Raw genomic sequence first — 13857 nt, 5'->3', positions numbered from 1 at the left:
GGGACGGTCGCTTGCGCGGCGGGATCGATGGCGGTGGGGCGTCGGTCATGCGTCCTCCGCGGGCTCACCTTCGGTCGGTGGTTGGGCACCGTCCGACACGGGTCCCGGGTTGGGTCCGATGGCCACGGCGGTGCTGTCCGGCAGGTCTGATCCGTCCGGTCCGCGGCCGTTGTCCGTACCCACGCTACCGGCATCCTCGCCGAGGTGTCGCTCGGTGTTGCGTGCGACGGCGATGATCCGGTCGCCGGAGTCGGGCTTCGCGAAGATGACGCCCTGCGTGCTCCGGCCCGTCGCGTGCACCTCGGAGGTGGCCGACCGGACGACCTTGCCGCGCTCCATGATCACCAGGACCTCGTCGTCGGCGTCCGTCACCAGGGCACCGACCAGGTCGCCGTTGGCCTCCGGCAGGTTGGCCACCTTGATGCCGAGGCCGCCGCGACCCTGCTGCCGGTAGTTCTCGACCGTGAGCGCGGTCCGCTTGGCGATACCGCCCTCGGTGACCGTGAACAGGTACGCGTCCTCGCGCACGACGTCCATCGCCAGCAGCTCGTCGTCGCCCCGGAACTTCATGCCGGTGACGCCGCTCGTCGCCCGGCCCATCGGACGCAGCGCCTCGTCGGACGCCGTGAACCGCACCGACTGACCCTTGCGCGACACCAGGATCAGGTCCTGGTCGGCGTTCACCAGCCGCGCCGAGACCAACGCGTCCGGGTTCCCGTCCTCGTCCTCGCGCAGGTTGATGGCGATCACGCCACCCGAACGGTTGGAGTCGTACTCGGACAGGACCGTCTTCTTCACCAGCCCGCGCTGCGTGGCCAGCACCAGGTACTCCGCCTGGCCGTAGTCACGCAGGTCGAGCACCTGGGCGATGCGCTCGTCCGGCTGGAACGCCAGCAGGTTGGCGACGTGCTGACCCTTGGCGTCGCGGCCGCCCTCGGGCAGCTCGTACGCCTTGGCGCGGTAGACGCGGCCGAGGTTGGTGAAGAACAGCAGCCAGTGGTGCGTCGTCGTGACGAAGAAGTGGTCGACGATGTCGTCCTCGCGCAGCTGTGCGCCGCGCACGCCCTTGCCGCCCCGGCGCTGCGCCCGGTAGTTGTCGCTGCGCGTCCGCTTGGCGTAGCCGCCGCGGGTGATGGTGACCACCATCTCCTCCTCGGCGATGAGGTCCTCCACCGAGACCTCGCCGTCGAAGGGCAGGATGCGCGTGCGGCGCTCGTCGCCGTACTTGTCGACGATCTCCCCGAGCTCGGTCGAGACGATGTCCCGCTGCCGCTGCGGCGAGGCGAGGATCGAGTTGTACTCGGCGATCTTGGCCTCGAGCTCGGCGTAGCGGTCGAGGATCTGCTGCCGCTCCAGGGCGGCCAGCTGGCGCAGCTGCATCCGCAGGATCGCGGTCGCCTGCTCCTCGTCGATCTCGAGGAGCTCCATCAGGCCGTCCCGGGCGGCCTCGGCGCTCGACGACGCCCTGATCAGGGCGATCACGGCGTCCATCTGGTCGAGCGCCTTGAGGTACCCGCGGTAGATGTGGATCTGGCGCTCGGCCTCCGCGAGCCGGTGCCGGGTCCGCCGGACGACGACGTCCAGCTGGTGCGTGGTCCAGTGTCGGATGAAGGCGTCGATGCTGAGCGTCCGAGGGACGCCGTCGACCAGCGCCAGCATGTTGGCGCCGAAGGTGTCCTGCAGCTGGGTGTGCTTGTAGAGGTTGTTCAGCACCACCTTGGCGACGGCGTCGCGCTTGAGGACGATCACCAGCCGCTGGCCGGTGCGGCCCGAGGTCTCGTCGCGGATGTCGGCGATGCCGCCCACCCGGTTCTCCCGCACCAGCTCGGCGATCTTCTTCGCCAGCGAGTCGGGGTTCACCTGGTACGGCAGCTCGGTGACCACCAGGCACTGCCGGCCCTGGATCTCCTCGACCTCCACCACCGCACGCATGGTGATCGAGCCGCGGCCGGTGCGGTACGCCTCCTCGATCGCCTTGTGGCCCAGGATGGTCGCGCCCGTCGGGAAGTCCGGGCCCTTGATCAGCCCGAGCAGCGCCGCGAGCAGCTCCTCACGGGTGGCGTCCGGGTGGTCCAGGTGCCACTGCACCCCGGCCGCGACCTCGCGCAGGTTGTGCGGCGGGATGTTGGTCGCCATGCCGACGGCGATGCCGGCCGAGCCGTTGACCAGCAGGTTCGGGAAGCGGCTGGGCAGGACCAGCGGCTCCTGCGTGCGGCCGTCGTAGTTGTCGCCGAAGTCGACGGCGTCCTCGTCAATGTCCCGCACCATCTCCATGGCGAGCGGGGCCATCTTGCACTCGGTGTACCGCGGGGCCGCGGCGGGGTCGTCGCCCGGGGAGCCGAAGTTGCCCTGGCCGGCGACCAGCGGGTACCGCATCGACCAGTCCTGCACCAGGCGGACCAGCGCGTCGTAGATCGCCGTGTCGCCGTGCGGGTGGAACTTGCCCATCACGTCGCCGACGACGCGGCTGCACTTGGAGAACTGCCGGTCGGGCCGGTAGCCGCCGTCGTACATCGCGTAGAGCACGCGGCGGTGCACCGGCTTCAGGCCGTCGCGCACGTCCGGCAGCGCACGCCCGACGATGACCGCCATGGCGTAGTCCAGGTACGACCGCTGCATCTCCAGCTGCAGGTCGACCTGGTCGATGCGGCCGTGCTCGATCCCGTCGGGACCGGTTGTCTCGCTCATGATGCCCTTCGTCCGTCGTGCGGCTGCTGCGGTGCACGCCGGGGGCGCCCGCCCCCGGCAGCCCGGTCGCCTAGATGTCGAGGAACCGCACGTCCTTGGCGTTGCGCTGGATGAACGAGCGACGCGACTCGACGTCCTCGCCCATCAGCACGGTGAACGTCTCGTCCGCCGCGGCGGCCTCGTCCAACGTGACCTGCAGCAACGTCCGGTGCTCGGGCGACATCGTCGTCTCCCACAGCTCCGAGTAGTCCATCTCACCGAGACCCTTGTACCGCTGGATCGCGTTCTCCTTGGGCAGGCGCTTGCCGCTCGCCTGACCGTCGGCCAGCATCACGTCCCGCTCCCGGTCGGAGTAGACGTAGTCGTGCTCGGCGTTGGTCCACTTGATCCGGTACAGCGGAGGCTGGGCCATGTAGACGTGGCCCTGCTTGATCAGCTCGGGCATGTACCGGAACAGCAGCGTCAGCAGCAGCGTGCGGATGTGCTGGCCGTCGACGTCGGCGTCGGCCATCAGCACGATCTTGTGGTACCGCAGCTTGGAGACGTCGAAGTCCTCGCCGATGCCGGTGCCGAACGCCGTGATCAGCGACTGCACCTCCTGGTTGCCGAGCGCGCGGTCCAGCCGCGCGCGCTCGACGTTGAGGATCTTGCCGCGGATCGGGAGGATCGCCTGCGTGCGCGGGTTGCGGCCGCGGACCGCCGAACCGCCGGCGGAGTCACCCTCGACGATGAACACCTCGCACTCGGCGGGGTTGTTCGACTGGCAGTCCTTGAGCTTGCCCGGCATCGAGTTCGACTCGAGCAGACCCTTGCGACGGGTCGCCTCGCGCGCCTTGCGCGCCGCCATGCGGGCAGCAGAGGCCTGGATCGACTTGCGGATGATGTCGCGCGCCTCGGACGGGTGCGAGTCCAGCCAGTCGCCGAGGCGCTCGTTGACCACGCGCTGCACGAAGGTCTTGGCCTCCGTGTTGCCGAGCTTCGTCTTCGTCTGACCCTCGAACTGCGGCTCGCCGAGCTTGACAGAGACCACCGCGGTCAGGCCCTCGCGGATGTCGTCGCCGGTGAGGTTGTCGTCCTTCTCCTTCAGCAGGCCCTTGTCGCGCGCGTACCTGTTGATCAGAGACGTCATCGCCGCACGGAAGCCCTCCTCGTGCGTGCCGCCCTCGGTGGTCGAGATCGTGTTCGCGTAGGTGTGCACCGACTCGCTGTACGCGCCGGTCCACTGCATCGCGATCTCCACCGAGATGCGCCGCTCGGTGTCCTCCGCCTCGAAGTCGATGACCTCCGGGTGCACCGCCTCGTACTTCTTGGCGGCGTTCAGGTGCTTCACGTAGTCGATCAGGCCGCCCTCGTACCGGTACGAGACGGTGTGGCTGGCACCCTTCGCCTCGTCGGTGTCCGCCCCGCCCGCCACCTCGTCGTCGGCGTCCTGGTGCTGGGCGCGCTCGTCCGTGAGCGACAGCCGCAGGCCCTTGTTGAGGAAGGCCATCTGCTGGAACCGCGACCGCAGGGTCTCGAAGTCGTAGTCCGTGGTCTCGAAGATCTCGTCGTCCGCCCAGAACGTCACGGTCGTGCCCGTGACGTCGGTCGGCTCGCCCTTCTCCAGGGGCGCGACCGGTGCGCCGCGCAGGTACGACTGACGCCAGACGAAGCCCTGCGTGCGGACCTCCACCTCCACCCGCGTGGACAGCGCGTTCACCACGGAGACGCCCACGCCGTGCAGGCCGCCGGACACCGCGTAGCCGCCACCGCCGAACTTGCCACCGGCGTGCAGCACGGTCAGCACGACCTCGACGGCCGGCTTGCCCTCGGACTCGACGATGCCGACGGGGATGCCGCGGCCGTCGTCGACCACCCGGACGCCGCCGTCGGGCAGGATCGTCACCTGGATGTCGGTGGCGTACCCCGCCAGCGCCTCGTCGACGGAGTTGTCGACCACCTCGTACACCAGGTGGTGCAGGCCGCGCTCACCGGTGGAGCCGATATACATGCCGGGACGCTTGCGGACCGCCTCGAGACCCTCGAGGACGGTGATCGCGCTGGCGTCGTACCCCCCGTTCCCTTCCGGGTGCCGGGGGGCCGGGTCGTTCGTCGTGCCGTCCTGATCCTGCGGGGTGGTCTCGTCAGCCACGGGCGGCGCGTCTCCTCAAGGTTTCACATGCCGCGGAGCGCGCCGCCCGGCGACGGACAGGGCGGATCAGTCCACGGTGTTGGAGTTCTCGTCTCAGGACCGGCACGGAACGCGCCAGAAAGACCCTCTCAGTCTACCCTCTGGACGCCTTCGAGCCGGGTCGCCGGGGCGGACGGGCCCCACGTGGTCACGGCTCCGGTCCTGTGGGCGGGTCGACGGGCCGCCTCGGCGTCAGCCCCAGGTGTCGCGCGCACCCCGGCCGCGCACCGTTCGCGGGCCCCGGTTGAACGTCGGTGTGCTGGGACCGAGCACCCGCACCTCGAGCACGACGTCCTCGCCGAGCCGTGCGGCGAAGGCCCGGAGCAGCTCCTGCTCCATGCCCACCAGCTGCGTGCGCCAGGACGTCGACGACGCCTGCGCGACGAGCAGCCCCGCCTCGAACGACACGAACCGCAGGTTCTCGGCCACCATCGGCCCGACCAGCTCCGCCCACCGGTTCTGCAGCTGGCCGGCGACCAGCCCGCCCTGCCAGCCGTGCTCGTTGACCAGTCGGCCGACGATGCGGCCGAGCGGCTGTGGGTCGCGGCCGTCCGGGCCGGCGGCGGTGGGCGGCGCGATGAGCGGAGCGCGAGAGCGCTGACCTGGGCGGACACCACGGGCGCGGGCGGCCTGGACGGCTCGGGCCAGCGCGCGGCGGGCGACCTCGGCCGGGGGGGTCGGCGTCCAGGTCGCAGCTGCGTCGGACGGACCGTCGGACCCACCGTCGGACGGTGCGGCGGCGGGCGCCGTCGGCCGCGAACCCGTTGAGGCCGCCCGGCGCCGGCCGGACGCCTGGGACGGCGCCGGTGCCCGGCGCCGGGGGGACGGTCGGTCCCGGTCCGACGTGTCAGAGGACACGGGCGACCTCGCCGCCCATCACGTCGACCCGCCCCCCGGAGAGCGCCTCGGGCACGTCGCCCGGGACCGCGGCGGTGATCAGCACCTGGCCCGCGGGTGCGACCAGCTCCGCGAGACGGTCACGACGGCGCGAGTCGAGCTCGGCGAACACGTCGTCCAGCACCAGCACCGGGTCGCCGTCCGGACCCCAGTCGGCCGACCAGCCCTCGTCGTCGTGGATGCCCGTGCGCAGCAGCGAAGCGGATCCCAGCCGTAGGGCGAGCGCGAACGACCACGACTCGCCGTGGCTCGCGTACCCCTTCGCCGGGAGCTCGCCGAGGGTCAGCACCAGCTCGTCGCGGTGCGGTCCGACCAGGCTGACGCCGCGCTCGATCTCCTTGCTGCGCAGCCGACCCATCGCCTCGAGCAGCTGCGCCTCGACGAGGTGCGCCTGCGCCGGCTGGCCCGACTGCTGGTCGTCGGCCCCTATCGGGTCCGGCGTGTCCACCGAGGCCCGTTCCGGCGCACCGGTCGCCGCGAGGTTCTGCAGCGACGAGCGATAGACGATCCGCGCCGCGCCCTGCCCCGCGCTGACCTGCTCGTACGCCGCCGCGACGGGTCCGGTGAGGGCGCCCACCAGCCTCCGGCGCGCCACCGTGATCCGCGCGCCCGTCTCGGCGAGCTTCCCGTCCCACACGTCGAGCGTCCGCAGGTCGGCCCCGCGGGACGAGCGCATCGCGGCGCCGGCGGACTTCAGCAGCGCCGACCGCTGTCGCAGCACCCGCTCGTACTCCGCGACCACCGCCGCCATCCGGGGGCTGAGCTGGACCAGCAGCTCGTCGAGGAAGCGGCGGCGACCGTCGGGGTCACCCTTGACCAGCGACAGGTCCTCCGGTGCGAACTGCACGGTCCGCAGGATGCCGAGCACGTCGCGTGCCCGGACCGGCGAGCAGCCGTTGACCCGTGCCCGGTTGGCCCGACCGGGGGTGATCTCGAGCTCGACTGTGGTGGCGCGGCCGTCGCGGACCACGCGCGTCCGCACCACGGCACGCTGCGCACCTGACCGGACCAGCGCGGCATCCGTCGGTACACGGTGGCTGGACAGCGTCGCGACGTAGCCGATCGCCTCGACGAGGTTCGTCTTGCCCTGACCGTTGGGCCCGACCAGCGCCGTCACGCCGGGCTCGAGCGGCAGCTCGACGGTGGCGTAGGAGCGGAAGTCGGTCAGCGACAGGTGCGAGACGAACACTCAGGCCTCGGACGAGGGCGGTGCCGTGGGCGTGACGGTGTCGGCACCGGCGGCTCGGACCGCGTGGCCGCCGAACTGCTGGCGCAGGGCGGCGACAGCCTTGAGCGCCGGCGACTCCTCCTGCCGCGAGGCGAACCGTGCGAAGAGCGCCGCGGCGATCACGGGGGCCGGAACGGCGAGCTCGATCGCCTCGTCGACGGTCCACCGGCCCTCGCCGGAGTCCTCGACCCAGTCGTCGATCTTGTCCAGGCCCGGGTCCTGCTCCAGCGCCGCGACCAGCAGGTCCAGCAGCCAGGAACGCACGACGGTACCGCGCGTCCAGGCCTTGATGGTCCCGTGCACGTCCGTGACCAGGTCCTTCGCCGCGAGCAGCTCGTACCCCTCGGCGTAGGCCTGCATCAGGCCGTACTCGACGCCGTTGTGCACCATCTTCGAGAAGTGGCCCGCGCCGACGGCGCCTGCGTGCACGAAGCTCTCGGCCCGCGGGCCCTCGGGTCGGAGGGCGTCGAACACCGGCATCGCCCTGGCCACCAGGTCGGCGTCGCCGCCGACCATGAGCCCGTACCCGTTCTCCAGGCCCCAGACCCCACCGGAGACACCGGCATCGAGGAAACCGATGCCCCGCTCGGCGAGCAGGTCCGCGTGCGGCTTGTCGTCCTGGTAGTACGAGTTGCCGCCGTCGATGACGGCGTCGCCGGTGGTCAGCAGCTCGGCCAGCTGGTGCACCACCGCGTCGGTGATCGGGCCGCTCGGCACCATCACCCAGACGATCCGCTCGCCGGCCGGCAGCGCCTGGACCAGCGCCTCCAGCGACGGGACGTCGCTGACGTCCTGGTTGCGGTCGTACCCCGTGACCTCCACGCCGCCGCGCCGCAGGCGCTCGCGCATGTTGGCACCCATCTTGCCCAGACCCACCAACCCGATGTGCATGGGCCCCACTGTGCCTTACGCGCGGTGGCGGTGCAGACGCCGGTCAGCCGGCGAAGCGGATGGGGACCAGCAGGTAGCGGTACGCCTGGGAGTCCTCACCGTTCAGCTCCGCCTGCCCGGTGAACTCGACCGGCTTGTTCGGGTGCGTGAACGACAGCCGGACGAACGGCGAGTCCAGCGCGCCCAGGCCGTCGAGCAGGAACTGCGGGTTGAACGCCACCGAGATCGGCTCGCCCACCAGCACCGCCTCGAGCGCCTCGGACGCCTGCGCGTCGTCGCCCTGACCCGCCTCGAGCACCACCTGACCGTCGGTGAAGCTCAGCCGGATCGGGGTGTTGCGCTCGGCGACCAGTGCCACGCGCTTCGCGGCCTCGGTCAGCGCGGGCTTGTCGATGACGGCGTGGATCGGGGTCTCGTCCGGGAACAGCCGGCGCACCGCCGGGTAGTCGCCGTCCACCAGCAGGGACGTGCTGTGCCGGCCACCCGCCTCGAAGCCGATCAGGTCGACACCACCGCCCGTCGACAGCGCGACGGTGACCGATCCGGCGCCACCGAGGGACTTCGCTGCGTCCGAGAGGGTGCGCGCACGGACCAGGGCCACGCTCGAGTACCCCGGCGTCGCCGGCTTCCACGACAGCTCGCGGAGCGCGAGGCGGTAGCGGTCGGTCGCGAGCAGCGTGACCTTCTCCCCGTCGATCTCCATCCGCACGCCCGTGAGCAGCGGCAACGTGTCGTCACGGCTGGCTGCGACCGACACCTGCGCGACCGCGTGGGTCAGCTCCTCGCCGTCGACGACACCTGCCACGGGAGGCATCGCAGGCAGCGTCGGGTAGTCCTCGACCGGCATCGTGAGCAGCGTGAAGCGGCTCGCGCCGCACGTGACCTGCACCTTCGTGCCGTCGAGCACCACGTCGACGGGCTTGGCGGGCAGCGCACGGGAGATCTCGGCGAGCAGCCGGCCGGAGACGAGAACCGTGCCGGGCTCGCTGACGTCGGCGGGGATCTGGGAGCGGGCCGACACCTCGTAGTCGAAGCTCGACAGCTGCAGCGTGCCGGTGGTGTCCGCCTCGATGCGAACACCGGCCAGCACCGGGACCGGAGGGCGGGTCGGCAGGCTCCGCGCGGTCCACGTCACCGCGTCCGCCAGGACGTCACGGTCGACCCGGAACCTCATGCGCCACTCCTCGTCGTCGGACCTCGTGCCACCCGGTGCGCGGTAGGGCCGCGACCATGCCGGTGCATCGGTCGGGGTGGGGCACGGGTTGAGCGGAACACTACGCGACGGCCGTCGGCCGGACAGGAGGCGCCCCGGTCCCGACCGAGCGACGCTGGGGGTGTGGGCGGCTCGGGGTGCAGCAGCCGTCACGGCGCGGGTCGGTCGGCGTCGGGTCGGCGCCTGTCAGACGTCGGTGTGCACCGGATCTGGATGACAAGAAGTGTCGTCGTCGTCATCGCACCTGTGGGCTGTGTGGACGAGGTGGTCTCGTCGCAGGTCGCATGGCACGTCGGCGTGTGGACGCGACCTGTGGGTGACGCGTGCCGGCAGGGGACGTCGGTGGACGTGTGATTCGTCGTCCACGGCGACGCACAGCCGTGTCTGATTCGGTCCACACGATTCGGCAGCTCATCCACCGTCATCCACAGGTGTGTACACAGGTGTTGACGATTCGTCCCATGCAAGTTTCAGGGAGTGGATGAAGGTTGTTCGAGCCCGCCCAAGGGCGCTCCCGGCGGGCGACTCCTGAGGCCGGCGGGGGCTGTACGCCAGCTGTGGAGGGTGGGATGGGCGGCACGTCGCTGCAGGTCAGCGCGGTGCGAGGGCCGGGGCGTCGTGGTCGGGCTCGGTGACGGGCGACGTTTGTCGCAAGCCGTCGGGGGTTATCCCCAGCCTGGGCTCAACCCTGTGGACAACGGGCGGGACGATCGTCCCGTCAGCCCCGGTTCTGCTGCTTGATGCGGTTGGTGAGCTCGGTCACCTGGTTGTAGATCGACCGTCGCTCAGCCATCAGCTCGCGGATCTTGCGGTTGGCGTGCATGACCGTCGTGTGGTCGCGGCCGCCGAACGCCTGGCCGATCTTCGGCAGGGAGAGGTCGGTCAGCTCACGGCAGAGGTACATCGCGATCTGCCGTGCCGTGACCAGCACGCGGGAGCGGCTGGAGCCGCAGATGTCCTCGATGGTCAGTCCGAAGTAGGCGGCCGTCTGGCCGATCACCGCGGTGGCCGTGATCTCCGCGGAGTCGTCGTCCGTGATGAGGTCCTTCAGGACGATCTCCGCGACCGTGAGGTCCACGGGTTGGCGGTTGAGGTTGGCGAACGCCGTGACGCGGATCAGCGCACCCTCGAGCTCGCGGATGTTGCTGGAGATCTTGGACGCGATGTACTCGAGCACGTCGTCCGGGGCCTGGAGGCGTTCCGACCCGGCCTTCTTGCGGAGGATCGCGATGCGCGTCTCGAGGTCCGGGGGCTGGACGTCGGTGATCAGGCCCCACTCGAAGCGGGACCGCATGCGGTCCTCGAAGCCGTTGAGCTGCTTGGGCGGCAGGTCGGAGGTCAGCACCACCTGCTTGTTCGCGTTGTGCAGGGTGTTGAACGTGTGGAAGAACTCCTCCATCGTCTGTTCCTTGCCCTGCAGGAACTGGATGTCGTCGACGAGGAGCACGTCGACCTCCCGGTAGCGGCGCTGGAAGGCGCCGGCCTTGCCCTCGGAGATCGAGTTGATGAAGTCGTTGGTGAACTCCTCCGAGTTCACGTAGCGCACGCGGATCGCCGGGTAGAGGTTCTGCGCGTAGTGCCCGATTGCGTGCAGCAGGTGCGTCTTGCCCAGTCCCGAGCCGCCGTAGATGAACAGCGGGTTGTAGGCCTTGGCCGGCGCCTCGGCGACGGCGACCGCGGCCGCGTGCGCGAACCGGTTGGACGACCCGATGACGAACGTCTCGAACAGGTACTTGGGGTTCAGCCGCGCGTGCTCCACCGGCGGGCGGCGGTGCGCCGCCGAGGGCCGGTCGTCCGCCGAGGCGACGGGGGACGGGGCCGGGGGTACGACGGTGAGCGGCGGACGTCCCACGCCGTCATGACCGAGACCGTCCGACGTGAGGGACGCGCTGGTGCCCGCACCCGTCACCGCAGCAGCTGAGGTGAGTCCGTCGCCGGAGCCCGAGGCGCCCTGCTCGACGGACGGGTCGACCGTGATGGCGAACCGGGCCTCGCGCTGGAGGGACTCGCGGAGGGCGTCGGTCACCTCGGCCCGCACCCGGGTCTCGAGGTACTCCTTGGTCAGCTCGTTGCCGACGGCGAGGAGCAGGGTGCCGTCGACGAGGGCGAGCGGACGGGCGAGGCGGACGAAGGCGAGCTGCCGAGGCGTGATGTCGGGGCTCTGCTCGAGGTTCGCGACCACGTGACCCCACACTGCGGCCAGCTCGTCGTCCTGTGTCACGTCCCGCCCTCGTACTCGATCGCCAAGGTCGCCGAGTCTGGCACGCACGCCACCGTCCACACGGTTGTCCACACCTGTGTGCGAAGCGCAGGGGTGTGCCGCGAGGCGTGCGTGGGGCGATGACGGCGGTTCGTTCGACCGCGCGACGACCACAGATGCTAAACCGTTCGCCGGTGTGGTGGGAGTGTCTGAAAGGGTGAGGTCGGCGAGTCGTCGGTGTGTCGACTGGACAGGACCCTTCCCGAGAGTCAGGGCGCCTGGGCCCATTTGACCCTTCTCCAGCCCCCGGCGTACCGTGGTGCAGCCTTCTGAAGGCTCCTGCTGGCGCGCCCAGACGCCATCGCGCACACGTGGCGCGACACCACGGAGCCGTCCAGCCCGGCACCGGACCTGCACCACCACCTGGTGCGCGTGGCACGCGCGCCGAATGCCCTTTGGAGACCGACGTGACCAAGCGCACCTTCCAGCCGAACAACCGGCGTCGTGCGAAGACCCACGGCTTCCGCCTGCGGATGCGTACCCGCGCCGGGCGCGCCATCCTCTCCGCGCGGCGCCGCAAGGGCCGTGCGGAGCTGTCCGCCTGACAGCTGCGCCGGTGCTGCCAGCAGCGCACCGGATGCGCCGTTCCGCGGACTTCGAGCGGGCGGTGCGAAGGGGTGCGCGTGGCGGGCGCGAGTCGTTGGTGGTCCACCTGACGTTCGAGACCGACCCCGGGCCTGCGAGCCCGGTGGTCGGTCTCGTCGTGTCCAAGGCGGTGGGCAACGCGGTGACGCGGAACCGGGTCAAGCGGCGGTTGCGTGAGCTGGTGCGGGCTCGTCTCGACGTCCTGCCGCAGCGGTCGTCCGTCGTGGTCCGGGCGCTGGCGCCGGCGGCTCAGCTGCCGTACGAGCGGCTGGGCGCCGATCTCGACGGCGCGATCCGGACGGCCGTGCGCCGCGCTGGTCGGGCGGCTGCGGCATGACCGCCGCCACCGGATCCCGCGTCCCGTGGTCGCCGGGGCACGTTCTTCGAGTGGTCGCAGGCATCCCCCGGGCTGCGCTGCTCGGAGCGCTGCGGCTCTATCAGCTCTACGTCTCGCCGATGCGTCCCCCGACGTGCCGGTTCTACCCGTCCTGCTCCCAGTACGCCGTCATCGCGGTGACCCGTCACGGCGCGCTGCGGGGCAGCTGGCTGGCCGCGCGCCGGCTGCTGCGGTGCAACCCCTGGAACCCGGGCGGCGTCGATGACGTTCCTCCTGCCGGTGCCGGGCACCGGCACCATCACGTGGCCCCGGCCACCCGCTGAGTCTCGAGGAGACCCACCGCATGAACTGGTTCGACGGTCTGCTGTGGCCGATCATGGTCGCGGTCGCGTGGATCATGGTGCAGTTCCACAAGCTGTTCACCGCCCTCGGTCTGCAGGAGTCCGGCGGTGCGGCGTGGACGCTGTCCATCGTCGGCCTGGTCATCGTCATCCGGGTGGCTCTGATCCCGCTGTTCGTGCGGCAGATCAAGGCGTCCCGCGGGATGCAGCTGATCCAGCCCGAGATGCAGGCGATCCAGAAGAAGTACAAGGGCAAGACGGACCCCGCGTCCCGCGAGGCGATGAGCCGCGAGACCATGGAGCTGTACCGCAGGCACAACACGAACCCGTTCTCGTCGTGCCTGCCGATCCTGGCCCAGTCCCCCATCTTCTTCGCCCTGTTCCGCGTGCTGAACTCCCTCACGCTGCTGTCGCAGGGCAAGTACGCGGGCGGCAAGACGCACATCGGCCCGCTGACGCAGGAGCTCGCGCGGCAGGCTGAGTCGGCGACCGTCTTCGGTGCGCCGCTGTCCGGCACCTTCATGCGTGCGGCCGGGAACACGCAGGTGCAGGTGGTGACGATCATCCTGATCGTCGCGATGGCCCTGACGACGTTCACCACGCAGCGCCAGCTGACGATGAAGAACATGCCGAAGGCGGCGCTGGAAGGCCCGATGGCGCAGCAGCAGAAGATGCTGCTCTACCTGATGCCGCTGATCTTCGCGTTCTCGGGCGTGAACTTCCCGATCGGTGTGCTCGTCTACTGGACCACCACCAACCTGTGGTCGATGGGCCAGCAGTTCTACACGATCCGGCGGATGCCGGCGCCGGGCTCGCAGGCCGAGGCGCAGCTGAAGGAGCGTCAGGCACGTCGAGCCTCCCACCATGGTGGCGGCGCGGCCGACGCCGCCCCGCTGCTCGAGATGGACGAGAAGCCGCGGCTGAGCGGTCAGCGTCAGCAGCCGAAGCGCAAGGACCGGGCGAAGGCTCGTCCGGGCTCCGGTGAGGCCCAGACCGGTGCTGCCACGTCCGCGTCGGGCGACTCGTCGTCCACTGCGGACTCGGCCGTCGAGAGCTCGCCGGCGCCGAAGGCGGCCTCCACGCAGGCGGCCGATGGCGCGGTGCAGGCGGAGAAGCGCAGCTCAGGTGCTCGAACCGTGCCCGGTGCGGGTGGGACGGACGTGGCGTCGGAGCGTGGAGCGGCGGCCAAGCCGGTGCGGAAGAAGAAGTCTGACGGCGGGTCGACGACGTCCCGTCCGGAGATGTGA

11 protein-coding genes are annotated in these 13857 nt (G+C 70.7%); 4 read left to right on the top strand and 7 right to left on the bottom strand.

What is annotated here, in order from left to right; genetic code table 11:
- Positions 1-45: 45 nt before the first annotated feature.
- The 7 genes from gyrA to dnaA form a co-directional block, all read right to left on the bottom strand.
- On the bottom strand, positions 46-2688 hold the full coding sequence (gene gyrA / locus ACFQTY_RS01130) for a DNA gyrase subunit A (protein ID WP_378096066.1): 2643 nt from the start codon (positions 2686-2688) through the stop codon (positions 46-48).
- Between the two features lie 70 nt (positions 2689-2758).
- Complete coding sequence (gene gyrB, locus ACFQTY_RS01125; protein WP_378096062.1) at positions 2759-4819, bottom strand: DNA topoisomerase (ATP-hydrolyzing) subunit B; 2061 nt, start codon at positions 4817-4819, stop codon at positions 2759-2761.
- Positions 4820-5050: 231 nt separating this feature from the next.
- Positions 5051-5716, bottom strand: coding sequence for a DUF721 domain-containing protein (locus ACFQTY_RS01120; protein WP_378096059.1), 666 nt, complete (start codon positions 5714-5716; stop codon positions 5051-5053).
- Positions 5706-6944 carry a DNA replication/repair protein RecF gene (gene recF / locus ACFQTY_RS01115; protein ID WP_378096056.1) on the bottom strand — a complete coding sequence of 413 codons (1239 nt, stop codon included), beginning with the start codon at positions 6942-6944 and terminating at the stop codon, positions 5706-5708. Before recF ends, ACFQTY_RS01120 begins: the two co-directional genes overlap by 11 nt.
- Positions 6945-7874: a phosphogluconate dehydrogenase (NAD(+)-dependent, decarboxylating) gene (gnd, locus tag ACFQTY_RS01110; RefSeq protein WP_378096053.1), complete on the bottom strand. Its 930-nt coding sequence runs from the start codon at positions 7872-7874 to the stop codon at positions 6945-6947. It abuts the gene before it with no gap.
- 43 nt (positions 7875-7917) lie between these two features.
- Entirely contained in the window at positions 7918-9048 is a 1131-nt protein-coding gene (gene dnaN / locus ACFQTY_RS01105) for a DNA polymerase III subunit beta (protein WP_378096050.1), read from the bottom strand.
- A gap of 757 nt (positions 9049-9805) precedes the next feature.
- Positions 9806-11308 carry a chromosomal replication initiator protein DnaA gene (gene dnaA, locus ACFQTY_RS01100; RefSeq protein ID WP_378096047.1) on the bottom strand — a complete coding sequence of 501 codons (1503 nt, stop codon included), beginning with the start codon at positions 11306-11308 and terminating at the stop codon, positions 9806-9808.
- Positions 11309-11754: 446 nt separating this feature from the next.
- Between dnaA and rpmH the strand changes: the two genes are divergently transcribed.
- The 4 genes from rpmH to yidC are packed head-to-tail and all read left to right on the top strand — an operon-like array spanning position 11755 to position 13857.
- The gene (rpmH, locus tag ACFQTY_RS01095; protein ID WP_263730993.1) at positions 11755-11892 is read left to right on the top strand and encodes a 50S ribosomal protein L34; all 138 of its coding nucleotides are present in this window, start codon (positions 11755-11757) and stop codon (positions 11890-11892) included.
- Positions 11893-11903: 11 nt separating this feature from the next.
- Complete coding sequence (rnpA, locus tag ACFQTY_RS01090; protein ID WP_378096042.1) at positions 11904-12269, top strand: ribonuclease P protein component; 366 nt, start codon at positions 11904-11906, stop codon at positions 12267-12269.
- Positions 12266-12592, top strand: coding sequence for a membrane protein insertion efficiency factor YidD (yidD, locus tag ACFQTY_RS01085; protein ID WP_378096039.1), 327 nt, complete (start codon positions 12266-12268; stop codon positions 12590-12592). Before rnpA ends, yidD begins: the two co-directional genes overlap by 4 nt.
- A 20-nt stretch (positions 12593-12612) precedes the next feature.
- Positions 12613-13857: a membrane protein insertase YidC gene (gene yidC / locus ACFQTY_RS01080; RefSeq protein ID WP_378096036.1), complete on the top strand. Its 1245-nt coding sequence runs from the start codon at positions 12613-12615 to the stop codon at positions 13855-13857.

The organism is Cellulomonas sp. T2.31MG-18 (assembly GCF_964266755.1).
Classification (GTDB): Bacteria; Actinomycetota; Actinomycetes; order Actinomycetales; family Cellulomonadaceae; genus Cellulomonas.
This window is presented reverse-complemented; position numbering and strand designations above follow the sequence as displayed.

Excerpts from the sequence above, each read along its gene's own strand:
- gyrA (WP_378096066.1), bottom strand. The coding sequence starts at position 2,688 with ATGAGCGAGACAACCGGTCCCGACGGGATCGAGCACGGCCGCATCGAC.
- gnd (WP_378096053.1), bottom strand. The coding sequence starts at position 7,874 with ATGCACATCGGGTTGGTGGGTCTGGGCAAGATGGGTGCCAACATGCGC.
- dnaN (WP_378096050.1), bottom strand. The coding sequence starts at position 9,048 with ATGAGGTTCCGGGTCGACCGTGACGTCCTGGCGGACGCGGTGACGTGG.
- yidD (WP_378096039.1), top strand. The coding sequence starts at position 12,266 with ATGACCGCCGCCACCGGATCCCGCGTCCCGTGGTCGCCGGGGCACGTT.
- yidC (WP_378096036.1), top strand. The coding sequence starts at position 12,613 with ATGAACTGGTTCGACGGTCTGCTGTGGCCGATCATGGTCGCGGTCGCG.